The following is a 25,838-nucleotide window of genomic DNA, read 5'->3' as shown; positions in this document are numbered from 1 at the left end:
GCAGCTCAGAGACGTAAGGTGGACGAAATGCGGCCCGGTCAGCCAGAAATTCATTGCCGGTCCCCGCCCCGTCGTGCTTCACTGCGCCTCATTCCAAGAACCCACTTAATACGTGGCGATCGGACGGATCCGTCCTCAGTACTTCCGACAGGGAGGAATAGCCGTGCCGTCAGTGGTTCCTGTTCGCGGCGACGAGATGACAGAGGAATTCATCAGCTTCGCGCCACGCCTTTACCGTGAGCTCGGCGATGACCAATGGATTCCTCCACTGTCCTCGGACGTGCGCCGTTTCATGGACGCAACGGTCAACCCCTACTTCGCGGAGGCGGAGATCGAGCACTTCCTCGCGCTCGACTCGGACGGCAGGACCGTCGGCCGGATCTCCACCACGATCGACCCCGCCTACGTGGAGCGCTTCGGCAAGACCGGTTTCTTCGGCTGGTTCGAGTGCGTGGACGACCCGGACGTCGCCTCGGCCCTGCTGCGCACCGCCGAGACCTGGGTCGCCGAGCGCGGCATGGAACGGGTCGCCGGCCCCTACTCGTACTGTGCGACGCAGGAGTTCGGGCTACTGGTGGAGGGCTACGACAACCGGCCGGCCGTGTTCCAGCCGCACAACCCGCCCTACTACCGGCAGCTTTTGGAGGACGCGGGGTACGGACCCGACTTCCGCACCAACACCTTCAGCTGGCACGGCGAGCGTGACTCATCCCTGGTGGAGCCGCTCGTCCGGAGGGGCGAGGAGCTGCGCGACAAGCTCGGCCTGACCGTGCGCGACCTGGACCCGGAGCGTTGGGACAACGAGGTCGACCTCGTCCAGGAGCTGCTGGCGGCCGCCTTCGCCGAGAACCACGACATGGTCCCGATCAGCAAGCCCGTCCTGCGGTTCCAGTTGGACGAGCTGCGCGAGCTCATCGATCCGCGCCTGACCCGCATCGTGGAGCACGAGGGCCGCGCCGTCGCCTTCAGCATGCTCGCGGCCGACGGCAACGAGCTGCTGAAGGTGGCCGGCGGCACCGTCACCGACGAGTTCGCCGCCCGCTACGAGGAACTCAAGGCCGGCATCCGGGGCACCGTGGTGCTGATGATGGGCGCCCGCCCCGAGTACGAGGGCAAGGGCGTCGGCCGGGTCCTGGTCGGCGAGATCGCGAAGGTCGTCCTCGGCCGCGTCGGTTCCTACCGGGACATGCACACCACCTGGGTCCACGAGCACAACTGGCAGAGCCGGGCCTATCTCGCGCACACCAAGACCGGCGCGGCGCGCACCTACGCCGTCTACGGGAAGGACCTCTCGCTGTGACCCGCGTGCTGATCACCGGAGCGTCCGGCAGTCTCGGCTCCGCCTTTGCCCGTCACCTCATCGAATCCGGCGCGGACGTCGTCTGCATGCTCCGCCCGGGCGAAGGGCCGGGCGGACTGGAGCACCACCTGCACCGGTGCGAGATCCGCCGCGGCGACGTCACCGACCTCGCCTCGCTGGAAACGGCACTCCAGGGCATCGACGAGGTCTACCACTTCGCCGGCATCGCCATCACGCTGAACAAGCTGCACTCCCTCATGGAGCAGGTCAACGTCGAGGGCTGCGCGAACCTGGTCAAGGCCGCGACGACGGCCGGGGTACGCCGTATCGTGCACGCCTCCTCGATCTCCGCCATCGGCTATCCGCCACCGGGTGAGATCGCCGACGAGAACTTCGACATCTCCCGCTCCAGCTGCGTCAACAGTTACATGATCACCAAGCGCGCCGGTGAGCGGGAGTTGCTGCGCGGCTGGCGCACCGGCGGCCCGGAAGTGGTGATCGTCAACCTCAGCGCCTGCATCGCCCCGTACAGCGACCGCCGTTACGGCTGGGCGATGCTCATCGAGAGCGCCCGGCAGAACAAGCTCGTCGCCTATCCGCTGGGCGGCGCCGCCTTCACCTCGATCGACGACATGAACTTCGGCATGCGGGCCGCGATGGAGCGCGGCACGCCGGGATCCCGCTACATCGTCTCGTCGGTGAACCTCACCTACCGGGAGCTGTTCCACCAGATCGCGGAGGTCGTGGGCTGCGCGCCGCCGAAGCGGGCGGTGCCCGACACCTTGGTGCGGGCAGCCGGCCGGGTCGGCGCGGTCGTGGCCGCGATGCGCAAGGACCCGCTGCGATCGCCGTTCCTCGTTCCCGAGAACGCGGCGCTGTCGGTCAACAGGCTCTTCTACAACACCTGCCGGGCCCAGCGGGAGCTGGGGTTCCGCCCCACCTCGCTGCACGACTCCGTCGCCTCGGTCGACAACTGGCTGACCGAGCTGGAGGTCGACGGACTGATAAGCGCCCTGGGGTCCGAAGGGAGGCGGGGCAGTGCCCTCCGCAGCGTCGCAGACCACGACTGAGCACCTCACCCTCGGCCACGCCCTGGCCTCGCACGCGGAGCAGCTGTCCTCCACCACGGCACTCGTGTACGACCGCCCCGACGGGACACAGGACCGGCGCACCTACGCCGAGTTGTACGCGCAGGCCGCGGCTGTCGGCGCGGTCCTGCACGAGCTGCCGTCCCGCACACACGACCGCCCGTTCGTGCTGATCGCGCTGCCCAACGGCGTGGACTACGTGGCGTCCTTCTTCGGATGCCTGCTGGCCGACACCGTGGCGGTCACCTTCCACCCGCCGCTGATGTCGACCATGCGGGCCGGCAGGGCGTGGGACCACCGGCTGGAACAGATCCTGCGCGACTGCGAGCCCTCGGCCGTCATCACCGCACCGGAACTGCACTCCCGCGTCCGAGCCGTCGCCGACGCCGCTCGGTCGGCCCCCTTGGTGATCGCACCGGATGAGATCCCCTGGGACGCCGACGGCGAGGCGGGCCCGGTGCGGACCCGGCCGCGGCAACTGGCGCTGCTCCAGTACACCTCGGGCTCCACGTCGAGCCCCAAGGGCGCGATGGTGTCCAACGCCAACCTCGCCCACAACATCGCCCACATCCGGCGCAACCTGGGGACCGGGCCCGGTCAGTCGGCGGCGGGCTGGCTGCCGCTGTTCCACGACATGGGTCTGATCGGCATGGTCTGCCATCCGCTGACGGCCGGCATGAGCCTGCACATGTCGACGCCCACCGGCTTCCTGCGCAACCCGCTGGGTTGGCTGAGGACGCTGAGTGAGACCCGGTCCAGCTTCACCATCGCCCCCGACTTCGGCTATGCGACCGCCGTGCAGAAGGTCCCCGAGGAGCACCGTGAGGGCCTCGACCTGTCCGGGCTCCGGCATGCGCTCAACGGCGCGGAGCCGGTGCGCCGCAGGACGGTCACGGCGTTCGCCGAGGCCTACGGGCCGTACGGCTTCGATCCGCACGCGTTGATGCCGGTCTACGGTCTGGCCGAGGCAACGTTGGTCGTCACCTGTCTGGACCGGCAGGCCGCGCCGGCACTCGGCGAGGTGGACAGGACGACCCTGGGCCGGGCCTACCGGGAGGCTCAGGACGCACGGCCCGAGACCCTGCGCACGGAGCTCGTCGGATGCGGATCCAGCATCGCCCCGGACATCGAGGTGGCCGTGGTCGACCCGGAGACCTCCCGTCGTCGCCCGGACGGCGAGGTCGGCGAGATCTGGATCAGTGGGCCCAGTGTCGCCGGCGGCTACTGGGGACACGAGAAGGCCACCCGGGAGACCTTCCGGGCGACGGTGGACGAGCCCGCGCTCCAGGGACGCAGCTTCCTGCGCACCGGGGACCTCGGGGTCTGGCACGAGGGCCAGCTCTGCATCGCCGGCCGCATCAAGGACGTGATCATCCACCGCGGCACCAACCACCATCCGCAGGACCTCGAGGCCACGGCCGAGGGCTGCCACGAACTGGTGGCGCGGGCCGTGGCCTTCGCGACCCGCGAGAGGGAGGACCAGGACGAGCAGGTCGTGCTCGCCTGCGAACTGCTCACCTACGGCCCCCGGGCGGACCACGCCGAAGTCCTGGCGGCGGTTCGCGGGGCCGTCCTCGAAGAGCACGGAATCGCGCCCGCCGCGGTCGCGGTGGTCCGGTCCGGGGCGGTGCCGCGCACGACCAGCGGGAAGCTCCGGCGTGCCGAGGCCGCACAACGCTGGAGCGCAGATCAGTTCAAGCCGGTGGCCCTCTGGCACCGGGGAGAGACGAGCAAGGGGGGACCGCGGTGACCGCCGAGGCCAACATGACTCAGCGCGACATCTCGGCCGTGGTGCAGGCGTCGATCGCCGGCGAACTGGGCCTCGCCGCGGAGGAACGAGTGGACCGCCAGACCACGTTCGTGGATCTCGGTCTGGACTCCGCCGCCCTGATCGGACTCGCGGGCACGGTCACCGAGGAGCTGGGAATCGAGGTGCCCACCGAGTGGCTCTTCGACCATCCCACCGTCAACAGCCTGGCGGCGTTCCTGGCCGACACCCTCGCGACGCCGGAGCCCGCCCGTGGTTGAGGACGGCAAGGACGGCGCGGTCGCCGTCGTGGGACTCGGCTGCCGGGTCCCCGGCGCCGACACCGTCGACGCACTGTGGCGGCTGCTGGACGAGCGGCGGGACGAGATCACCCCGGTGCCCGGCCACCGGGAGCCCATGTACACCGAGGTGACCACAGCCGGCTCACGGGCCACGGGCGCCCAATGGGGTGGATTCCTGGCGGAGTTGGAGAGCTGGGATCCAGGGTTCTTCGGCATATCGCCCAGCGAGGCGGCCCGGATCGATCCCCAGCAGGCGCTGGCCCTGGAGGTCGCCTGGCGAGCCCTGGAATCCGCGGGAGTCGTACAGGAAGATCTGCTCGGCAGCCGTACCGGCGTCTTCTTCGGACAGGCCACGCACGATCACGCGATGCTCCTGAGCGGGCAGTCCACGCACGAGATGCAGGGCCCGTACACCAACCCGGGCCTCTCCCACGCCATCACCGCCAACCGCCTCTCCTATCTCTGGGACCTGCGCGGTCCCTCGATGACCGTCGACACCGCTTGCTCGTCCTCCCTCGTCGCCGTGCACCTCGCCGTCCAGAGCCTTCGGTCGGGTGAGTGCGACCTCGCGATCGCGGGTGGCGTGAACGCGCTGCTGTCTCCCGTCCCGCAGCTGGGCGCGGCCGGCCTGACCGCGCTGGCCGCCGACGGCCGCTGCCGAACCTTCGACGCCTCAGGTCAGGGTTACGTCCGTTCCGAGGGCGGTGGCGCGGTCGTGCTGCGCCGTCTGGAGGACGCGCTGGCCTCGGGCGAGCACATCCACGTCGTGATCAAGGGGTCCGGCGTCAACCAGGACGGACGGACCAACGGGCTCACCGCCCCCAGCGGCCGTGCGCAGACCGAGCTGATCGTGCAGTCGCTGCGGCAGGCGGGAGTGAGGTCCGCCAAGAGCCTCGGGTACGTCGAACTGCACGGCACCGGCACCCCGCTCGGCGACCCCATCGAGGGCCGGGCGCTGGGCGCCGCCCTGGACCGGGCGGTGGGCAAGGACAGGCCGCCGCTGCCCGTGGGATCGATCAAGGCGAACATCGGCCACCTGGAGGCAGCGGCAGGCGTACTTGGCCTGATCAAGGCCGCACTGGTGCTCCGGCACGGCGTTGTGCCCGGCAATCCCCATCTGCGCGAGGTCAACCCGCGCATCGATCTGGACGGCTTCGGCCTCGCGATGTCGGACGGCCACATCCCCCTGCCGGCCGACGCCTCCGCGGTCGCCGTGAGCTCCTTCGGTTTCGGAGGCACCAACGCCTCCGTCGTACTCGCCCGCGCGCCGCACCAGCAATCCCCCGTGCAGGTCGGCGCGCGGGCGAACTCCGGGCCCGTCGTTCTCCCACTGTCGGCCCGGAGCGCCCAGTCGCTGGCAGCGACAGCCAGCGACTGGGCGGACTGGTTGGGCTCCATCGAGGACTGGGAGGACGTACGGCAGGCGGCGCGGGCGGCGTCCGCACACCGCACTGCCTTCGAGTGGCGTGCCGGGGTGGTCGCGGCCGGCCGGCAGGAGCTGCTGGACCAGCTGGCGTCGATCGGGGACGGCACCCGCGACGCCCCGCACACCCGGACGGGCGCGTCCCCGTCCTTGGGATTCGTGTACTCGGGGCACGGTTCGCAGTGGGACGGCATGGGCCGCGAACTGCTGGGCGCCTGCCCGCCCTTCGCCGAGCGGGTGCGAGAGGTCGACGCCGTACTGGCGCCGATGCTGGGCTGGAGCCCGCTCGCGGCGCTGGAGGGGACCGAGTCGGCGGACCTCGACGACATCCGCGTGGCACAGCCGCTGATCTTCACGGTGCAGCTCGCTCTCACCGCACAACTGGCCGGCCTGGGGATCCAGCCCGATGCCGTGACCGGTCACAGCATGGGTGAGCTGAGTGCGGCCGTCGTCGCGGGCAGGCTCGAACTGGCCACCGCCTGCCGGGTACTGCGTGCCCGCAACGACGCCGTCGATGCGGCTCGCGGCACCGGCGGTATGGCCGTGGTGGAGGCCGGCGCGCACGAAGCGGCCGAGATTCTGGCTCAGTTGGGCAGTCCCGTCACCGTCGCCGCCGACAACAGTCCCCGCTCCTGTGTGCTCTCCGGGCACGACGGCGCGCTGACGGCGGCCCTCGCGGAGTTCGAGCGCCGGGGCCGCGACACCCGCCGGGTCAAGGTCGACTACCCCTCCCACGGCCCTCTCATGGAGGGGCCGGCCGAACAGCTCGGCCGGGTGCTGGGCAGCGTGGACGCACCTGAGCCCGGCTCGGGCCCGGCGTTCTACTCCTCGGTGCACGGCCGGTCGTACGAGGAACCCCTGGACGCGCGGTACTGGCAGGACAACCTCACCCACCCGGTCCGTGCCCGTGGAGCGGTCACGGCCATGGCGGACGACGGTGTCACCCACGTCCTGGAGATCAGTCCGCACCCGGTCTTGCTCGTCGCGCTGCGGGAGTCCCTAGAGGCCCAGGGCGAGGGTGCCGTGGCGCTCGCCACGGGTCATCGCGACCAGCGCGGTGACCTCGGGCTGCGCGAGGTGGAGGCGGCCCTGTTCGAGCGGGGCCTGCATCCGAGGGTGGCCGCCGACGCGGTGACCCACGCCTGGGCCCCGCGTCTACCGGTCCACCCCTTCCGGCGCACCCACGTCTACCGGGCGCCGGCGGCCGGGCAGGCCGACGGCACGAAGGGCGCCGGTCCCGGCATCCTCACGGAGGCGTCCTTCCAGCCCGGGACGTACCTGGCGGGCCTCAGCCTGCCCGAGACGCGCGAGAACCACCTGATGGCGGGCGAGCCCGCGGTGTCCGTCGCGGAGTTCGTGGCGGCGGCACTCTGGTCGGCGCGGGAAGCCGGCGTCGAGGACGCCGCGTTCGTCCAGGACCTGGAGATGCACCGGCCGCTGCCCGCCGAACCGAGCGTGCCGCGGCAGTTGGTGGTGCACCTGGGAGGGAACGGTTCGCGGCGGCCCGCCCGCTCCGCCGCGGTGCGGTTCCTCTTCCGGCGCGCCGGCCGTTGGACGACGGCGGCGTCGTGCACGGTCGGCGCCCGGCCGCCGGCACCCCTGCCGGACGTCACCGCGACCGTCAGGTGCGAGGTGAACGTGCCCGCTCCGCCGCCGACCGCGTCGCCCGCGTCCCTGGCCAGTGTGCTGGACCGGGCGTTGCCCGCCGTGGCGCGGGCGCTGCTGGCCGAACGAACGGATATCGACCCGGAGTTGGTCGCGGTCTCCCGCGTCGGGGCGGTGCACGCTTCGGCGGCATTGTGGACGGCGGACGGCGCCGTCGCGGAAGGACAGCTGCGGGAGTGCGACGGGGAGGTGCTCATGGATCTGGCGTTCGTCTCCACGGCGGGCAACCTGCTCGCGCAGGTGCAGCACATGGCGTTGGCACAGCTGTCGCAGCGCGGCGGCACCGACGATCCGGAGGAGACGGCCGACATCGGCTCCGGAGGTCGTGCCCGCTCCGGCGGTGAGCTGCGGCAGACGCTGCTGTCGCTGCCCTCCGACACCGAGCGGCGGCAGGCACTGGGCAGTTGGCTGCACACGACGCTCGACAGCGTCCTGCCGAACGGACTGCGCGAGGGTGCCACGGACGACCTGTCCTTCGCCGAGATGGGGCTCGAGTCGCTGATGGGCGTGGAGCTGCGCAACCGGCTGGAGAAGGAGCTGGACATCCGGCTCTCGGCCACCTTGGTCTGGGCGCACCCCACCATCCGCCAGCTCGCCGACGCCCTGCTCGGGCGGATCGTCCAGGAGACGGAGCAGGCACAGCAGGTGGCGCCCGGCGCCGCCCAGGACGCGATGACGCGCCCGGGGACCGCCGGTTCCGACGCCCTGAGCCAGTTGCTGGCAGAACTCGACGGCCGGCCACGGGGGAAGGCATGAACACCGACACCACGACCGACCAGGCACTGCTGCGCGCTGCTGAGACCATCCGGTCGCTTCGCTCACGTGTCTCGGAGCTGGAAGCACGGTCACGCACAGAGCCGATCGCCGTCGTCTCCTCGGGCTGCCGCCTGCCCGGCGGGGTCGAAACGCCCGAAGAGTACTGGCAGTTGCTGGCAGAGGGCCGCGACGCGGTACGGCCGTTGCGCGGTGAGCGCTGGGCCGGCATCGACTTCACCGGGCTGGACGACCCGGGTTACGCCCGGCTCACTCAGTACGCCGGACAGATCGACGACGTCGACGGATTCGACGCCGCCTTCTTCGGGATCGGTGACGTCGAGGCGGAGTTGCTGGACCCGCAGCAGCGCGTCCTCCTGGAGATCGCGTGGGAGGCCGTCGAGCGGGCCGGCTGGCCGGCCCGGGAACTGAGCGGGTCCGTCACCGGGGTGTTCGTCGGTGTCGGCCACCAGGACTACATGCTGGCCTCCCTGGCCGCACGGGACGACATCGGCAGCAGGCTGTCCACCGGCAGCGGGGCACGCAGTCTGATCGCCAACCGGCTCAGCTACGAGTTCGGATTCCGCGGCCCCAGCATGGCGGTGGACACGGCCTGTTCCTCCTCACTCGTCGCCGTCCATCTCGCCTGTCAGGCCCTGCGGAACGGCGCGTGCGACCGGGCGCTGGCCGGTGGCGTCAACCTCATCCTGTCCCCGCTGTCCACCACGATGACGGGCCGCGCGCTGCCGCTGGCCCCGGACGGACGCACCAAGGCCCTGGCCGCGGACGCCGACGGCATGGTGCGCGGCGAGGGCGCCGGCCTGGTGGTCCTGCGGCGGCTGTCGGACGCGCTGGCGGACGGCGACCCGGTCGAGGGCGTGATCCTCGCCGACGCGACCAACCAGGACGGCCGCACCAACGGCCTCACCGCGCCCTCGCCGATCGCACAGGAGCACCTGATGCGCCAGGTGCTGGACGCCTCGGGGCTCGACGCGGGCGACATCACGATGGTCGAGATGCACGGCACCGGGACACCGCTCGGCGACCCCATCGAGTACGAGGCCGTGCGCGCGGTCTACGGCGGCCGGGGCGCACAGGACCCCACCTGCTGGCTCGGCTCGGTCAAGGCGAACCTGGGTCATCTGGAGTCCGCCGCCGGAGTCGCCTCGCTGATCAAGGCCCTCGGCGTGCTGCGCCACGGCCGGCTGCCGGAACAGATCAATCTCAAGGAGGTCAACCCCTTCATCGAGCTGGAGGGCGAGCGCTTCGACATCCCCCGCCGCCTGGAGACATGGCAGCCGTCCGAGCAGCGGTATGCCGCCGTCAGCTCCTTCGGCTTCGGCGGCACCAACGCGCATCTCATCGTCGCCCATCCCGACGCCGTCCCGGCCGTCCGCAACCACCAGCGGGACACGGCGGGACCCCTCCGTGCCCACACCGGGGACGAGCCCGTGCTGCTGCCGGTCTCGGCACGATCCGGCCCGGCACTGGCGGACGCGCTGCGCCGGTTCGCCTCCCATGTGCGGGACCTGGACGGCTCGCAGGTGCGCGCCGTGATGGCCGCCGCGGCGCGCAGACGCCAGCCGCATCCCTGGCGTGCCGCCGTGACCGCGGCGAGCCCCGACGCCCTGGCCGGGGCCCTGCAGCGCGCGGCGGACAGTCACGGCGGCCTGGCTTCCGGGACGCCCTCGACACCGCAGCGGCTCGGCTTCGTCTACTCGGGCCAGGCCGGCCAGTGGGCCGGAATGGGTGTGGCCCTGGCCGAGCGGGACGCGCTCGTCCGGGACGAACTGCTCGCCTGGGACCGGAGGATCGGCGAGGCGGGCGGGCCTCCGCTGCTGAAAACGCTCTCGAGTCCCGCGTGCGAGGAGGCGCTGCGGGACACCCGGTTCGCGCAACTCGCGATCGCCGCCCTCCAGGCGGCGCTCACGGCAAGGCTCAACGCCTGGGGCCTGACGGCGGACGCGGTCTGCGGACACAGCGTGGGAGAGGTGTCGGCCGCGCTCGCGTGCGGCGCGCTGACCCGCGAACAGGCCGTGGAAGTGATCATGGCCCGCAGCGAGGCGCTGCATGTGCACGCCTCCGGCGGAGCGATGTACGCGGTGCGGGCGTCGGCCGACCAGGTCGCCGATGCGCTGGCCCGTGCCCGCCGGCACCCCGACGGGCCGGGCAGCGAGGTGGGCGTCGCGGCGCTGAACGGCCCGGAGGGCACCGTGATCGCGGGGCCGACACCGCAGTTGGAGGCGCTGTTGCCGCATCTGTCCGACTGGCGCCTGACCCGCCTGGACACGGACTACGCCTTCCACAGTCCGGCGCTCGGCCCCGTCTCGGAACGTCTGCACAAGGAGCTGCGGACCCTGCGGCCCACCGCCGGCCAGGTGCCGCTGTACTCGACGGTGACGGGTGCAGCGCACGCGGGCGGCGATCTGACAGCGTCTCACTGGGCCGCCAACGCCGCTCTCCCGGTCCGCTTCAGCGACGCCGTGGAGGCGATGATCGACGACGGCGTCACCTGCTTCGTGGAGATCGGCCCCCACCCCGCGCTCCTCCCCCACATACAGCACCTGGCCGAGGCCAGGTCCGGGGACGGACGCATCCACACGGTGGCCACCCTGCGCCGCCGCCAGGACGAACTGCCCGGACTGCACGCGGCGGTGGGACAGCTGTGGTCCGCGGGCAGCGAAGTGGACTGGTCCGCCGTCTTCCCCGGCCCGTGCCCGATGGTGCCGCTGCCCACCTATCCCTGGCAGCACCGCTCGCACTGGGTCTCCGGCTCCGCACCTGACAGCACGTCGGGCACCGGGAAGGACGATCCGATGAATGCGGCGGCGCCCGCTCTGGACGTGGACTCGGTCCTGGAGCGGCTCATAACTCACCTCGCCGACATCATGCGCGCCGACCCCGCCGTGCTGCTCCCCGACCGGTCCGCACGGGACCTGGACGTCGACTCGGTGTCCTTCGTGGAGCTGAAGAACCGCCTGGAGAGCGACCTGGGGGCGGCGATCCCGATCACGGTGCTCACCGAGGGCGCGACGCTGCGGGAGGTCGCCCACACCCTCGCGACGGCCGGCGCGACACGTGGCCCCACCTCGGCCGAGGCCCGGCACGCCCTGGACCACCTCGACGAACTGTCCGAGGAAGAACTCGACCGTCTGATGACGGCGCTCGACTCCGAAGAGGGACGATAACTGTGGCTTCCACCCCACCCACCAGCACCGCCGAAGAAAAACGTGCCGCGCTGCGGGCCCGGCTGAGCGGTGTCGCCGCCCGGGACGAGACCGCCGAGCGCTACCGCCGTCACGCCAACCCCTACATCGCCCGCATGCTCGACGGTCTCGGTATCGACGTGCACTACGTACGGGGCGAGGGCACCAGGCTCTACGACGGCGCGGGCAACGAGTACCTCGACTTCGCGGGCGCCTACGGAGCCCTGCCCTTCGGGCACAACCCGCCGCAGATGTGGAAGGCGATATCCGCCGTACAGGAGTCGGGCGAACCCAGCATCACCCTCCCATCCGTCCTCGGAGCGTCCGCCCTGCTCGCGGAGCGGCTGGCCACTGTCGCGCCCGGCCACCTCGACCAGGTGTGGCAGTGCAACAGCGGTGCCGAGGCGGTGGAGGCGGCCCTGAAGCTGGCCCGGGCCGCCACCGGCCGCCGGCTGGTGGTCTCGACGCGCGACTCCTTCCACGGCAAGACCCTCGGCGCCCTGTCCGCCACGGGACGGCCCCGCTACCAGACACCCTTCGGCGCGCCCTCGGCAGGCTTCCACCACATCCCCTTCGGGGACCCGCGGGCTCTTGAGCAGATCTTCGACGAACACCCCGACGACATCGCCGCGTTCATCGTCGAGCCCGTGCAGGGCGAAGGGGGCATCGTGCCGGCCCCGCCGGGCTACCTCGCGACCGCGCGTGAGCTGTGCACCCGCTACGGCGCCAAGCTGATCGTCGACGAGGTCCAGACCGGACTCGGCCGCACCGGGCGCATGTTCGCGTGCGAGCACCACGGCGTGGTCCCCGACATCATGCCGCTGGCCAAGGCGCTGGGCGGGGGCATGGTGCCGATCGGGGCCGTGGTGTTCGGACAGGACAGCCTCACCGAGGACTTCGGGCTGCGGCACACCTCGACCTTCGGCGGCAACGCCTTCTGCTCCCGGGTGGGCGTGGGCGCGGTCGATCTGCTCACCGCCGACGACCATGCCCTCGTACGGCAGGTGGCCCAGCGGGGCGAGTATCTGCTGGCCGGACTCCGTGAGATCGCCGCCCGGCATCCGGAGCTGGTCGCGGACGTGCGCGGCCAGGGACTGCTGCTCGGTGTGCAGCTCTCCGACGACCCGGACCTCCATGCGCGGCAAGGTCTGTTCCGCTCACTGGCCGACCAGGAGGGGCTGGCCGGGTTCCTGTGCGGCTATCTCCTGCGCAACGAGGGCATCCGTCTGGCGCCCGCGTACTTCGCCAACAGTGTGCTGCGGGTCGAACCGCCGCTGAACGTCACCGAGGCGGACTGCGACACCCTGCTGGGCGCGCTGGACCGGGGTCTGGAGGTGATCGAACGGGGCGACAGCGCACGCTTCTTCGCCCACCTTCTGCCGGCCTCGGAGCGGCCCGCCCCTCGCGAGGATGACGGCCAGGTGTCCGGTGTGACGCGGGCCGAGCGGCTGCGCCCTCGCGGCGGCGAGCCGCGTTGGGCGTTCATCGCCCACCCCACGGACCTGGCGAGCTACGAGAGTTACGACAGCCGCCTCCAGCTGCCCGGCGAGCAGGTACGGGTGCTGTTCGACCGGATGAACCAGTGCCGCAACGTCGACACAGCGGCCGCCATGCTGGTCGGCCGGTGCCGGGTGGAGACGGACACCGGCGAGAGCTCCTACGGGGAGATATTCGCGCTGCCCTACGGGGCGCAGCGGCTGCTGGACATGCCGAGCGCGAAGTCCGCGGCGCTGGTGCAGGAGGCCGTCGACGACGCGGTCGCGCGAGGTGCCCAGCTGGTGGGGCTCGGCGCCTACACGTCGGTGATCACCGCGAACGCGACGGCCTTGCGGGACGTGCCGGTTCCGGTGACCACGGGCAACGCCTACACCGTGGCGGCCGCGGTGGACGGACTGGAGGAGGCGGCACGGCGACAGGACATCGAGCTGGGCGAGGCGTGCTGTGTGGTGCTGGGCGGTGCAGGCGCGATCGGTCTGGCGTCCAGCCTGCTGCTGGCGGAGAAGGTCGGCCGGCTGGTCCTGGTGGGAAACCCCGCCAACCGGGCACGCAGTGAGCGCCGGCTGGCCGCCGCCCTGGAGTCCGTGGTCGGGCATCTGATGCAGGCCGACGACGTACCGCAGGCGGGCTCGCTGGCCCGGGCGGTGCTCAGGCGGACCGCGTCCGGCGCGAGCGCGCAGGACATCACGGCCGAACTCGTCGAGCAGGGGCTGCTGACCACCTCGGTGGACGCCGAGGCGGTCCTGCCGGCCGGCGATCTGGTCCTGGCCGCCACGTCGACACCGGACCAGCTGATCCAGCCGGAGCTGGTGAAGCGCGACGCCGCGGTGTGCGACGTGTCGCAGCCGCCGAACGTCGGCCCGCAGCTCAAGGCAGCCCGGCCCGATCTGCGTGTGGTCGCGGGCGGTCTCGTCCGGATGCCGGGCGGCCGGGATCTCGGGATCGACTTCGGCGTCCCCAGCGGGGTCACCTACGCCTGCACCGCAGAGACGATGATCATCGCCCACCGTCTTCACGACCCCGTCGTCAGTCACGGCGACAAGCTCTCCGTCGATCTGGTGCGCATGCTCCGCGACGAGGCCCGGAAGCTGGGCTACCGGCTGTACCTGCCGACGGAGACCGATCAGGAGCGGCAGGGAGGCCTTACCTCATGAATGACGCACTCGACGACGCCGGCCGGACGCCGACGGCGACCGCGACCGCGACCGCGACCGCGCCACGGTCGTCCTTCCGTCCCGACCCTTCGGTGCTCGCCTACTACCCCGACCTCGAAAGCGTCCCCGACGCCCGCTGGCAGCAGGTCCACCGCTCCACGTTTCTCCCCGGCGCCGATCCGGCCCAGGTGTGGAACGGCGCCACCGAGGTCGTGGGCATCAACGAGGAACTCTCCCCCGTGATGCGCATGACGCTGCCCAGGGAGATGCGGGGAATCGGCACCCCGTCGCTGGCGCGGGTGCCGCTCGGGCAGCCGCTGGGCCGCTCCTGGATCCTGCTGGGCCGGCTGCTGCCGTACGACTACGACGACGTCGTCATCGCCGAGCGGGAGGAGGGGCGGCGCTTCCTGGAGGTGTCGCGGATGTCGTCGGCCCATGCCTGGATCCATGAGCGGATCATCGAGGGCGAGCACGGCGGGACGATCCTCAGCGACCGCCTGACCTACGTGCTCAAGCCACACCTCCGGCCGCTGACCCCGGTCTACCGCCAGACCGTCCGGCAGCTCTTCGCCCATCGCCATCGTCGTGTGGCGCGACGCTTCGCCCGCCTGGCCCCCCGAACCGCGGACTGAGGAGATTCGGTGCCCAACTCTGACAAGACGACCGCCCGGACCACGCACGGCGCCAGGTCCCGCGTCCGCGCCGTAGCACCGGCCGGCGAGCAGGACGAAAAGGTCGTGAACGACGATGTGCGCGCCGATGTCTGTGTGGTCGGCCACGGGATCGTAGGTCTGATCACCGCCATCGCACTGGCCAAGCGCGGCATGTCGGTGGTCTGCATCGACCAGCCGACGGAGAAGCAGCAGGCCAGCTACAAGGTCGGCGAGTCCCTCCTGGTGTTCTCCAACGCCTTCCTGCGCGGCCTCGGCGAGCTCGACGAGACGCTGGAGGAGTCCTTCGGCAAGAAGGGTTTCTGGATGGTTCACGGGCTTGAGGGCCGTACCGACTTCGACGAGTCCGTCTCGGAATGGGGCTTCCAGAGCACGCTGCCGCCGCACTGGATCGAGAAAATCGAGAACCCCCTGTTCCACCGCACCATGTTCAACGACGCCCAGATCGTCCGTCCCGAGGTCGAGGCCGTGCTGCGCGACCGCGCCCGCGCCACACCGGGGCTGACCTTCCTGGACTGCGGTCTGATCCGGGACGTCGTCCTTGGCGACGAGGACAACGACCATACGCTGCACTGGAGTTCCCGCGACAAGGACCGCAGCGGGAAGATCTCCGCCCGCTGGATCGCCGACTGCACCGGCCGCACCCGTCTGCTGTCCCGTCGCTTCGGCCACGACATCCCCCTCGACGACGGGTTCTCCACAACGGCGGCCTGGGCCCAGTTCTCCAACTGCACCCAGGATCTGTTCGACGAGCGCTGGAAGTTCGCGTTCCCCGACGGCGAGACGACCGACCGGGAACGCACCACCGTGCACCTGTGGGGCGACGGGTACTGGATCTGGCTGATCCGGCTGAAGGACGACCGCATCAGCGTCGGCATCACCTACAGCCAGCAGCGCCCGCCGGAGGAAGGCAACGCCCGCGAGGTGTTCTGGAAGGTCCTGCGCCGGTATCCGCTGCTGGACTGGCTCAAGGAGGAGAACGTTCTGGAGTTCAGCGCCTACCGCGACGTCCAGCGCATGACCAACACCTTTATCTCTCCCAAGCGTTACGCCATGGTCGGCGACGCCTCCAGCATGATCGACGCTTTCTACAGCCAGGGCATCAGCCTGTCCATGGTCACCGCCTGGCATCTGGCGAACATCGCGCAGCGCGATGTGCAGCAGGGCCGGCTCGACATGGACTACCTCGACCACGTCAACCGGGCCGCCACCGCGGACTGGCGCATCATCCGCTCGATGGTGCGCTCGAAGTACGGGCCCGCCATCGCCGACAGCCGCTTCTTCATCCTGGACCACCTCCTGGACTACATGGTCTTCGGGGCGGCGCTGCTGGGCCGGTACCGCGTCTCACGCTGGCTGACCGAGACGGGCGGCCGCACCGACGAGGAGAGTGTGGAGCACGCGCGTCTTCGGGCGGGACTGGAACGACGGCTGTTCCTGTCCCAGTCCGCTCCCTGGCACAGGCTGGACCCGCACCGGGTCGCCGGGCTGGTGGAGAAGTGGCACCAGGGCCTGGAGCGCCGGGCGCTGTGGCGGCTGGACAACGGCGAGAAGCTGCCTCCGACCAAGGCGGGAATGCGCGCGCACGCGGCCCTTCCGGGAATCTGGCGGCTGCCCTACGTGCATCGGTTGGAACGGGCCGACCTGACCCTGCCGGCCATCAAGGAGCCCGAGTTCATGCAGGTGACCGGTACCGAGTACCGGCCGGTCATCCCGGCCGGCTCCGGCCCGATGCTCGTCGCCATGACGTCGCTGGGAACGCTGCTGGACATCGCCGACACGAGGGTGCGCAAGGTGCGTCGGGCGCTGCGGCGACGCCGCCGGGGAGGCGCCTGATGACGACCGGGGAGCAGACACGGAAGACGGCGATTCCATGGGAGCCTCACCTGGTCACCGCGATGGAGCGGTTCTCCGTGAAGGAGGCGCACGACCTGCTGCGCGGACTGTTCCGCCCGCGGATGGCGGTCTACTGGAGTGACTTCACCCTCAGCGTCCTGCTCGCGGGGACGGCATTCTGGGCGGTGGAGCCGCTGGGTGGCTTCACCATCCTAGGTGTGGCGGCGTTCCTGGTCTCGGTCCTGGCGACGTACCGCTGCTTCGCCTTCATTCACGAGATTGCGCACTTCCGGGCCAAGAAGAGTTTCGGGCCGTTCCGCATCTGGTGGAACGCCGTGTTCGGCATCCCCATGATGGTGCCGGTCTTCATGTACGAGTGCCATGGCGAGCACCACAACCGCAAGTTGTACGGCACCGCGCAGGACGCCGAGTACCTGCCGCTCGCGCGGATGGCGCCCTCGAACATCGTGGGGTTGCTGATCACGCCGCTCTTCCTGCCGTTCTTCGGCCCCTACCGGTTCGCCGTGCTCACGCCACTGTCGTGGTTCGTGCCCAGCATCCGGGAGTACCTGTACCGCAATGTCTCGGCTCTGAAGATCGACTTCGAGTACCGGGGTCGGCAGCCCACCGCCGAGGAGAAGTGGCTGTGGCGCGGCCAGGAACTGCTCTGCCTGGCGTGGATCGCAACGGCCGCGACCCTGCTGACGCTGGGTGTGGTGCCACTGGAGCGACTGGCGCAGTGGTACGCACTGTTCGTCGCCATCGCGTTCATCAACTCTCTGCGGTTGCTGGCCGCACACCGCTATCTCGGTGACGAGGACGAGATGAGCATCGTGGAGCAGATGATGGACACCGTGAACCACCCGCGGGCCCGGCTACTGGGTGAGCTGTGGGCGCCGGTGGGGCTGAGGCTGCACGCCCTGCACCACTTGATGCCGGGGTTGCCCTACCACAGCTTTCCCCGCGCACACGCACGCCTGGTGGCCGGCCTTCCGCAGGATTCCGCCTACCGGCTGACCGAGAGCTCCGGCCTGGCGTTCTCCCTGCGCCGTCTGTGGCGGGAGTCCCGCGCGCACAAGAAGGCGGGGACGCTGCTGGAGCGCTCCCCGTTGAAGGAGGCCTCGGTATGACCACCGTAGCCCCGTCGCAGGGCCCGTCATCGCCCCTTACTCGGCGGCTGCCCATGGCGCCCGGTGGTGGGCTGCTCGGACACGCCACGGCTCTCCGGGCCGACACCATCGCGACCCTGCACCGGCTCGCCTCAGCGTCGGACGGCGTGATGGCCTTCCGGATCGGCGGCAGTCTCGCTGCCACGGTCTCGACGCCGGCCGCGGCCCGAGACGTACTGATCGAGAACGCGGAGGATTTCGGCCGGGGCAAGCGGCAGACGCGCGCGCTCACCCCGCTGATGGGCAACGGGCTGCTCACCAGTGAGGGCGAACTCCACAAGAAGCAGCGGCGGTTAATGCTGCCTCACTTCTCACCCCGCCGCATACCCCGTCACGCGGAGGCCGTCGTCTCGACGGCAGAGAGCCTGGCCGAGCGCTGGCGCAACGGGGTCGACGTCGACCTGGTCGCGGAGATGAACACGCTGACGATGGACATCGTCAGCCGGCTCCTCTTCACAGCCTCCAGCCGGGACAACGGGGCCCTGGCAGAGGCCATAACCGAGGCCTTCGAGTGGGAGATGCACGCCATCACCAGTCCGGCGGCGCTCCCCCTGTGGGTGCCCGTGCCCCGGAACCGGCGTGCGCAGCGGGCAATGACCGGCATCCGTGCGTGGATTGCCCAGTTCATCCGGGAACGGCAGGAGGCGGCGGAGGGCGGCGCTGAACTTCCTGAAGACATCTTGGGCGATCTGATGGCCTCCCGCTACGAGGACGGCACTGCGATGAGCCAGGAGCTGCTGCTCGACGAGGTGCTGACCGCATGGGGCGCGGCTCAGGAGACGTCGGCCGACGCGCAGGCGTGGACGCTGTACCTACTCGCCCGCCATCCCGACGTCCTCAAGCGGGTGCACCACGAGATCGACACGGTCCTGGGCGAGAGGTCGGTGCGCTTCGAGGACCTGTCTCAACTTCCGTACTCTCTGCAGGTGTTCAAGGAGGCGATGCGCCTGTACCCGCCGGCAGCTGTGATCCCCCGGCAGGCGATCAGGGACACGGTGGTCGGTGGGTACGCGGTTCCGGCCGGGACCATGATCTTCCTCAATGCCTTCAGCCTCCACCGGAATCCCGACGTGTTCACCGACCCGGAGCGCTTCGACCCCGATCGCTTCACCCGGGAACGGGAGAAGGCGCTGCCCAAGGGCGCCTACCTCCCCTTCGGGACCGGTGGGAACGTCTGCCCGGGCAGCCATCTGGCCAATATGGAGGGGCATCTGCTCACTGTGGTGCTCAATCAGCGGCTGGCGTTCGAACTGCTCCCGCAGGGCGCGGAGGTGACACCCGAGCTGTTGGTGAACCTTCGACCGAATCCGGGGGTGCGGGCGCGCGTCAGCGCGAGGTGAGCCCATCGGAGTTGTCGGCGGCGGCCCCACCGCGTGAGCGGGGAGTGCGGGGCCGCCGCCTTGCCGTGTGTCTGCTTCTCAAGGGGCTCGGCGCGGGGCACGCCGAAGTGTGGGCATGCGCACCATGAGGAGCAGGGCCAGGAGGGCGGTGACGGACGCGCCGATCCGCGCCGTGGTGGTCATCCCGGTGACGAAGGCATGCTGAGCAAGCATCACGAGGTCCTCACCCTCTCTCGTGGGTAGCGCGGCGGCGGCCTCGGCTGCGCCTGCCATGCTCTGACGCGCCTCATCCACAACCCCGTCAGCCAGGTCGGCGGGCGCCTCCTCGCGTAACTCCCGTCGGTAGGTGGTGTTGAGGACGGCACCCATCACGGCGATCCCGAAGGCTGCCGCGATCTGCCGGCAGGTGTTGGCGAGCGCGTGTGCGGTCACAGCCTTCTCGGGCGGCAGCGAGCCGGTGAGCGCGCTGAGAGCGGTGGGGAGGGTGAAACCGAGGGCGAGGCCCGTGGTGACCAGCGCACCGGCGGCGACCGGATAGGAACTGCCGTGGCTCAGTTGCCCGATCCACAACAGCCCCAAGGACCACAGCAACATGCCGAGGACGAGGGTCCATTTGGCATCGGCGACGGTCACGAGCCGGTTGCCGGCAACTGTTCCCAGAGCGAACCCGACCATCATGGGCATCAGACGGACGCCGGTGGCCCAGGCGTCGTATCCCTGCACCTGTTGCAGGTATTGGGGAATCATGAACAGCAGCGCGAGCAGGATCAGCGTGATGAACGACAGGGTGCAGATCGCCCAGGTGAAGCGCGGGTGATGCCATAGGGCGGCGTCAGCCAGCGGGGATCGTGTCCGGATCAGCCGGATCACCATGGCGCACAACAGCGCGGCACCCGCGAGGAACACAGGCGCAGTCACCGGATGGGCCCAGCCCCGGGTGGTCGCCTCGGTGACCGCATACGCGACAGCCCATGTTCCGGCGAGGACGAGTACGGTGCAGACGGCGTCGACGGGTTCGACGCGCCGCCGCCGTTGCTCAGGGACGGCCAGTGCGACTCCGGCCAACGCGGCAAGAACCACCACGATGTTGACCACGAAGATCGCATGCCACCCGTAGGTGGCCAGCAGCCAGCCCCCGACGACGGGACCGAGAGGCAGGCCGAGGGCGAAGCCCGCCGAGGCCACGGCCGCGGCCCCGTCCCGGCCCTCTGGTGACGCCAGGGTGGGTGCGAGCGACAGCGCGTGAGGTACCGTCGCCGCCGCACCCGCCCCCATGAGGGCCCGCGAGGCCATCAGGCCGGCCGCGCTGTCCGCCGGCAGGGCGACGGCGGATCCTGCCGCGAAGAGCGCCAGGCCGGCCATCAGAAGTTGCTTACGGCCGCGGGTGCCCAGTGCCATGGAGGGCAGCAGCAGCGCGGCGAACGGCAAGGTGAAGGCGTTGGTGATCCACTGCAATTCGGAGGTAGAGGCTCCGACGGCGGTGGCCAGGGTCGGCAGCGCGATCGTCAGGACAGTGACATCCAGTCCGATGATCAGCAGCGCCGCGGTCAGGCAGACCAGGCCCAGCCACCGCCGCGTCGGCGTCGGCAGTAAGTCAGTGATGTCTGCTCCCGGTGTGCGCAAGCAACGCGGTCAGTCAGAGGATGTCGCAGACGTGCTCGATGTCCTCGTTGCTTGCGCGGGAGCGGGTACTGCCGGGTCGGTGCGGTTGTCGGCCGCGACGGGACTTGCTCCTTCGGTGAGGTCGACGCGCGGGAGCGCCTTGTCCAGCCGGCTGGGCAACCACCAGTTGGCGTCGCCCGCCAGGCGCATGGCGGCGGGGACGACGACCACCCGGATCAGAGTTGCGTCGACCAGAACCGCCACAGCCAGGGCGAAGCCCATCTGTTTCACCTCGACCACCTTCGTGATCATGAAGGCGGCGAAGACGACCACCATGATGGCGGCGGCCGCGGTGATGACCTTGGCCGTGTGTACCGTGCCGACGGTCACGGCGCGGGTGTTGTCCCGGGTGCGGTCCCACTCCTCCTTCATTCGGGAAATGATGAACACCTCGTAGTCCATGGACAGTCCGAACAGCACCACGAAGGTCAGCAGCGGCAGATAGGCCTGGATGAAGCCGCGGCTGGTGAAGTCCAGCAGCGACTCTCCCGCACCTTCCTGGAAAACCCAGGTGAGCAGGCCGAACGCGGCGCCGACGGACAGCAGGTTCATCACGATCGCGCTGAACGCCAGCAACAGGCTCCGGAAGGCGAGCAGGAGCAGCACGAAGGACAGACCGAGGATGGCGCCCAGCACCCAGGGGGTCGAGCGGTCGATCTCGTTGGCGACGTCGACGGTCTGCGCGGTCAGTCCGCCGGTGGCGACGGTCAGTCCGTCGGCGGAACTCTCCGTGCGCGGGGCGGCGGTGTCGCGGATCCAGTGCACCAGATCGATGGCCTCGTCCGCGTCCGGCGCCGCTTTCGAGAAGACGGTGAGGATGGCGGCGTCCGCGCGGGAGTTGACGATCCGGTCGAGCGAGGCACTGTCCTTGGCCAGGGCCGCCTTCAGGGTTGCACTGTCACTGCGTCCGGTCTGTTCCTTGAGCAGTCCGGTGACCGACAAGACGCTGTCGACCTGGTCATGGCCCCCGACCTGAGTCGCCAACCGGTCCATGGCGGTGAGATCTTCGTCGTCGAAGGCACCTTGTTCGCTGGTGACGACGATCTGGATGGGGGTGGCGGCGCCGGGGGCGAACTTCTCAGAGACGAGGTTGTATCCCGCGCCGGCCGGCGCGTCAGCGACGGCACTGGCCCCGACATCGAAGCCCAGCTTCAGGCCGGTGACCGGGATGGCAGCCGCGCCCAGCGCCAGTACTGCGGCACCGCCGATCAACAACGGGCGCCGTAGCACCAGTTTGGTCCAGCGGGCCCAGATCGAGTGCTCCGGGTCCGGGTGGCTGACGGCTCGTCGCAGTCCAGGAACAGCCAGCCTGTTGATCTTCTTGCCGCACAGCGCGAGCACGGCCGGGAGCAGGGTCATCGCCACGGTCAGCATCACGGCGACGGCAACCATGACGCCGAAGGCCATGGAACGGAACACGGGGGCACGTACGAGGAGCAGGCCCGCGACCGAGATCAGCACGGTGAAGCCGGAGAAGAGCACGGCCTTGCCGGCGCTGGCCATGGTGGCGCCGACCGTCTGAGCGATCGGGCGGTCGGGCTGCGCCTGGAGCTCCTCGCGCTGACGGGTGACGATGAACAGGCAGTAGTCGATGCCCAGCGCCAGGCCGAGCATGGTGACGACGGCTTGGACGAAGGTGTCGAAACTCGTCAGATAACTGAGCGCGCCCAGCACTCCGAACGACGTCATCAGCGCGGCCACGCCCAGCAGGATCGGCAGGCCGGCCGCCACCAGGGTGCCGAACGCGATCAGCAGCACGAGCAGCGCGATGGGCACGCCGATGGACTCGGCCCGTGCGAGGTCCTTGTCCTCCTGCTCGACCACGGCGGCGTTCAGCGCGCTGGAGCCGGTCAGCATGACGTCGACGCCGTCGCCGTCGATACGGTCCAACGCCTTCTGGATGTCCGGAGCGGCGCCCTGCCGGTCACGCTCGTCGCCGGTCAGCCCCGCGAGGACGAGCACGGTGCGGCCGTCAGGGGCGATTTGTGCCTCGCCGCCGGGTGCGTACGGGTCCTCGATGGCGGCCACGCCGGGCTGCTTGCGCAGTTCCGCGATGCCTTGCTCGACGACGTCCCTGAACGCGGCGTCCTTCACCGAGCGGGTGGTCGAGTCGAAGACCACGACGACGTCCTCGGTGACGGCGCTGTCGAAGTCCTCCTTCATCACCTTCTCGGCCCGGGCCGACTCCGAGCCGGTCACCTTCAGGGAGGAGCCGGTGAGGCTGTCGGTGAACTTCGGGACCAGTAATCCGCCCGCCACCAGGACGATCAGCCAAGCGGCCAGGACCTTCCATACGTGAGTGGCACACCAGGTTCCGAGCCGGTTCAGAAGGGGCGGGCCGTAGCCACCCTTTCCCGGCTGCCTACGGGGAGACATACGCCACTCCTCACTCGACTGACTGGTCGGTCGAGTCGAGTATGGCACTAGACCGACCAGCCGGTCTAGTGATACTTTTGGTGGTAATGGAAACGATCCCCGCTTCCATGCCTTCTCGTAGAAGGCGCAGCAGTTCGCGCAGAACGGATGGTCATGACAGTCGACGAGGATCGTGTCGCGACCCGGAAGAATCAGATCTTCGAGGCCGCCGCCGTGGTCTTTGCGCGGCAGGGCTACCACAACGCCCGCATGGACGATGTCGTGAAGGCTGCGGGAGTGAGCAAAGGGGGGCTGTACTGGTACTTCAAGAGCAAGGAGGAGCTGGCGACCGGCCTCGTCCATCAGATGCTCGCCCACGAAGCGGACGCCATGCAGGCCGTCATGGACAGTCAAACGCCTGCTGCCGACCGCCTGCAGCACCTCGTGCGGGCATTCGCCGGCGAACTGATGAAGAATCCCGACCGGGCACCCTTGGCCCTGGAATTGCTGGCCCTGGCGCGCACTATCCCTGACATCCGCACCTGCTTCGACTCTCATCACGAACAGTTCGTCGAGCAAATCGCGACTCTGCTGTCCCAGATGGGCAGTTCCGGTGCAGGCAGGCCCGATACGCACACCGCCGCGCTGGCTTTCGCGTCCATGATCGACGGCATGGTGCTGCGCTGGACTCTGGCGAGGTCTCCATTCAACCTGGAGAGCGCGTTGTGGGAGGCCACACAGGTCCTGCTCCGGGGTATGACGGCGACACAACCGCGCGCCGAGTGACCGAAAAGGCCACAGCGCTCCACGAACCGTAGGCGCTTCGCCCGCGCGCGAGTTGCTCGGCGGGCCGGCGCCCCGTTCCGTGAACTCCGGTACTGGATTCCCCTTTTCGGTGATGACAACGGTCACCGATGCAACCTTTGCCCAATTTCCCGGTCCGTGCTTTTCTTCCAGGGCCGAGCGGCAGAACAAGGGGAGGGGAACTAGTCATGGGCACCCATAACCACGGCCACAACCATGGAGTTGGCAGCCACGCCGGAGGACGGCACCGATGGCGCCTCGCAGTATCGTTCGGGCTGATCAGCTCATACTTCTTAGTCGAATTGCTTTACGGCCTGCTGTCGGGTTCGCTCGCGCTGCTGTCGGACGCCGGACACATGGCAGCGGACGTGGTGGCCTTGGGAGCCGCTCTCGTAGCGACCCGGGTGGCCACACGCACCGACCCTACGGGCCGCCGCACGTACGGCTCGTACCGCGCAGAGGTGTTCGCCTCACTGCTGTCGGTGCTTCTCATGTTCGGCGTCGCCGTCTACGTCGTGTTCGAGGCGGCCAGCCGGATCGGCAACACGGCCGAGGTGTCCTCGGGTCCCATGCTTGTCGTCGGCGCGATCGGCCTGATCGTCAACTTGGTGGCACTGCTCCTTCTGCGGTCCGGGGCAGCCGAGAGCCTGAACGTGAAGGGCGCCTACCTGGAGGTCGCGGCCGACACCGCGGGCTCTGTCGGAGTGATCCTGGCCGGCTGGCTGGTGGCTGCGACCGGCCAGCCCGTCTGGGACACCGTGGTGGCTCTGGCCATCGGAATCTTCGTGGCCGTGCGCGCGGTCGGACTGGGACGGGAAGTCTTCGCCGTCCTGGGACAGCACGCCCCTGCCGGGATGGACCCGGGTGTGGTGGCCGACGACCTGGCAACCGTCGTCGGCGTCAAGGACGTGCACGACCTGCACCTGTGGACACTGACCTCCGGCATGAACGTGGCTACCGCACACCTGGTCACCGACAACTTCGCAGACGGCCACGACGTGCTGGACCAGGCCCGCGATGTACTCCGGGAACGGCATGGCGTCGCACACGCGACTTTGCAAGTCGAACCCGCTGATCACACCGGCTGCAACACAGTCGGCTGGTGAACGAAGAGCCAGTACCCGGCCCCGGCGCCTCAGTGACCCAGCGCCGCCCCTTCCGGGCGGCGGTCCTCGTCCTGCTCCCTCGGCAGCAGCAGTTCCTCGTAGCGGCCCAGTGCCAGCATCACGCCGAGCATCAGAAGCGGGAGGAGCACAGCGAGCAGTGCCATGACCTGGTCCTTCCCCAGAACCGAACGTATGTGGGGGATGAGATCCGGGTCACCCTCCCCGGCCTCGCCAAACCCTGTGTCGGCCACCGATGTGCGGGTACGCGGTGCGAACGCGAAGATCTGGAGGGACTCATGCAGCGAGGCAGTGCTCGGCTGAGCGTCCATCGCGACGACGAGATGAAGCACGAACTGCAAGGGCTGCTGCGATCCGGGCATCCCACCCGGACGGAGGAGTGGCACGATCCGGAACCGACCGCCGACGACGACCTGGAGGTCGCGGGCGGCCCGGTGGCGCCTGGGACGTCCACGGCCTCCTTGGCGGTGGTCCGGCTGGAGCTGGCCCGGTTCCTGGGCCGCAGCTCGTTCCCGGCGACCCCACGGGAGCTGATCAGTGTGCTGCGCCGCGGGTACGCCCCCGACGCCCTGGTCGATCCGATGGAGCGCCTGCCGCGCTCGAAGCGCTACGCCAATGTCCAGGAGCTGGCCGAGGCCTTGACCGCCTGACCGGGGGCGGGCGGTCCACGCGCCGGACGAAGGCATAGCGGCCCGGTCGGTGGGTACTGCGGGCGGGGTCACGCCGCCACGGCCGCGGCACC

Annotated in this window: 17 protein-coding genes; 14 read left to right on the top strand and 3 right to left on the bottom strand. The window is 70.0% G+C overall.

Going from position 1 to position 25,838, the window contains the following annotated elements:
- Positions 1 to 292 precede the first annotated feature (292 nt).
- The 11 genes from ACZ7L5_RS05035 to ACZ7L5_RS04985 are packed head-to-tail and all read left to right on the top strand — an operon-like array spanning position 293 to position 19,151.
- The gene (locus tag ACZ7L5_RS05035) at positions 293 to 1,300 is read left to right on the top strand and encodes a hypothetical protein (RefSeq protein WP_471514441.1); all 1,008 of its coding nucleotides are present in this window, start codon (positions 293 to 295) and stop codon (positions 1,298 to 1,300) included.
- Positions 1,297 to 2,370: an SDR family NAD(P)-dependent oxidoreductase gene (locus tag ACZ7L5_RS05030; protein WP_471514439.1), complete on the top strand. Its 1,074-nt coding sequence runs from the start codon at positions 1,297 to 1,299 to the stop codon at positions 2,368 to 2,370. The genes ACZ7L5_RS05035 and ACZ7L5_RS05030 overlap by 4 nt, the downstream gene beginning before the upstream one ends.
- A complete protein-coding gene (locus ACZ7L5_RS05025) occupies positions 2,339 to 4,138 on the top strand; it encodes a fatty acyl-AMP ligase (RefSeq protein WP_471514437.1) in 1,800 nt (599 codons plus the stop codon). Before ACZ7L5_RS05030 ends, ACZ7L5_RS05025 begins: the two co-directional genes overlap by 32 nt.
- Complete coding sequence (locus ACZ7L5_RS05020; RefSeq protein WP_328878163.1) at positions 4,135 to 4,416, top strand: acyl carrier protein; 282 nt, start codon at positions 4,135 to 4,137, stop codon at positions 4,414 to 4,416. Before ACZ7L5_RS05025 ends, ACZ7L5_RS05020 begins: the two co-directional genes overlap by 4 nt.
- Entirely contained in the window at positions 4,409 to 8,281 is a 3,873-nt protein-coding gene (locus ACZ7L5_RS05015; protein ID WP_471514434.1) for a type I polyketide synthase, read from the top strand. Before ACZ7L5_RS05020 ends, ACZ7L5_RS05015 begins: the two co-directional genes overlap by 8 nt.
- The gene (locus ACZ7L5_RS05010) at positions 8,278 to 11,466 is read left to right on the top strand and encodes a type I polyketide synthase (protein ID WP_471514432.1); all 3,189 of its coding nucleotides are present in this window, start codon (positions 8,278 to 8,280) and stop codon (positions 11,464 to 11,466) included. Before ACZ7L5_RS05015 ends, ACZ7L5_RS05010 begins: the two co-directional genes overlap by 4 nt.
- A gap of 2 nt (positions 11,467 to 11,468) precedes the next feature.
- Complete coding sequence (locus tag ACZ7L5_RS05005; protein ID WP_471514430.1) at positions 11,469 to 14,135, top strand: aminotransferase class III-fold pyridoxal phosphate-dependent enzyme; 2,667 nt, start codon at positions 11,469 to 11,471, stop codon at positions 14,133 to 14,135.
- Positions 14,132 to 14,767, top strand: a complete 636-nt coding sequence (locus ACZ7L5_RS05000) for a hypothetical protein (RefSeq protein WP_471514428.1) — start codon at positions 14,132 to 14,134, stop codon at positions 14,765 to 14,767. Before ACZ7L5_RS05005 ends, ACZ7L5_RS05000 begins: the two co-directional genes overlap by 4 nt.
- A gap of 9 nt (positions 14,768 to 14,776) precedes the next feature.
- A complete protein-coding gene (locus tag ACZ7L5_RS04995) occupies positions 14,777 to 16,642 on the top strand; it encodes an NAD(P)/FAD-dependent oxidoreductase (RefSeq protein WP_471514426.1) in 1,866 nt (621 codons plus the stop codon).
- Entirely contained in the window at positions 16,642 to 17,772 is a 1,131-nt protein-coding gene (locus ACZ7L5_RS04990; protein ID WP_471514425.1) for a fatty acid desaturase family protein, read from the top strand. The genes ACZ7L5_RS04995 and ACZ7L5_RS04990 overlap by 1 nt, the downstream gene beginning before the upstream one ends.
- Positions 17,769 to 19,151: a cytochrome P450 gene (locus ACZ7L5_RS04985; RefSeq protein WP_471514423.1), complete on the top strand. Its 1,383-nt coding sequence runs from the start codon at positions 17,769 to 17,771 to the stop codon at positions 19,149 to 19,151. The genes ACZ7L5_RS04990 and ACZ7L5_RS04985 overlap by 4 nt, the downstream gene beginning before the upstream one ends.
- A 78-nt stretch (positions 19,152 to 19,229) precedes the next feature.
- Here the strand turns inward: ACZ7L5_RS04985 and ACZ7L5_RS04980 are convergent, their stop codons facing one another.
- The gene (locus ACZ7L5_RS04980; protein WP_471514421.1) at positions 19,230 to 20,774 is read right to left on the bottom strand and encodes an MFS transporter; all 1,545 of its coding nucleotides are present in this window, start codon (positions 20,772 to 20,774) and stop codon (positions 19,230 to 19,232) included.
- A 9-nt stretch (positions 20,775 to 20,783) separates the two neighbouring features.
- Complete coding sequence (locus ACZ7L5_RS04975; protein WP_471514419.1) at positions 20,784 to 23,189, bottom strand: MMPL family transporter; 2,406 nt, start codon at positions 23,187 to 23,189, stop codon at positions 20,784 to 20,786.
- A gap of 153 nt (positions 23,190 to 23,342) precedes the next feature.
- Here ACZ7L5_RS04975 and ACZ7L5_RS04970 point away from each other — a divergent pair, with 153 nt between their 5' ends.
- Both ACZ7L5_RS04970 and ACZ7L5_RS04965 read left to right on the top strand, forming a co-directional pair.
- On the top strand, positions 23,343 to 23,954 hold the full coding sequence (locus tag ACZ7L5_RS04970) for a TetR/AcrR family transcriptional regulator (RefSeq protein ID WP_471514417.1): 612 nt from the start codon (positions 23,343 to 23,345) through the stop codon (positions 23,952 to 23,954).
- A gap of 206 nt (positions 23,955 to 24,160) precedes the next feature.
- Positions 24,161 to 25,078, top strand: coding sequence for a cation diffusion facilitator family transporter (locus tag ACZ7L5_RS04965; RefSeq protein ID WP_471514526.1), 918 nt, complete (start codon positions 24,161 to 24,163; stop codon positions 25,076 to 25,078).
- 29 nt (positions 25,079 to 25,107) lie between these two features.
- Here the strand turns inward: ACZ7L5_RS04965 and ACZ7L5_RS04960 are convergent, their stop codons facing one another.
- A complete protein-coding gene (locus tag ACZ7L5_RS04960) occupies positions 25,108 to 25,242 on the bottom strand; it encodes a hypothetical protein (RefSeq protein WP_328878175.1) in 135 nt (44 codons plus the stop codon).
- Between the two features lie 132 nt (positions 25,243 to 25,374).
- Between ACZ7L5_RS04960 and ACZ7L5_RS04955 the strand changes: the two genes are divergently transcribed.
- Complete coding sequence (locus ACZ7L5_RS04955; RefSeq protein WP_328878176.1) at positions 25,375 to 25,746, top strand: DUF2795 domain-containing protein; 372 nt, start codon at positions 25,375 to 25,377, stop codon at positions 25,744 to 25,746.
- Positions 25,747 to 25,838 lie beyond the last annotated feature (92 nt).

Source organism: Streptomyces sp. NPDC107528 (assembly GCF_055639295.1).
The sequence above is the reverse complement of the archived record's forward strand: the minus strand, read 5'-3'. Positions and strand labels throughout refer to the sequence as shown.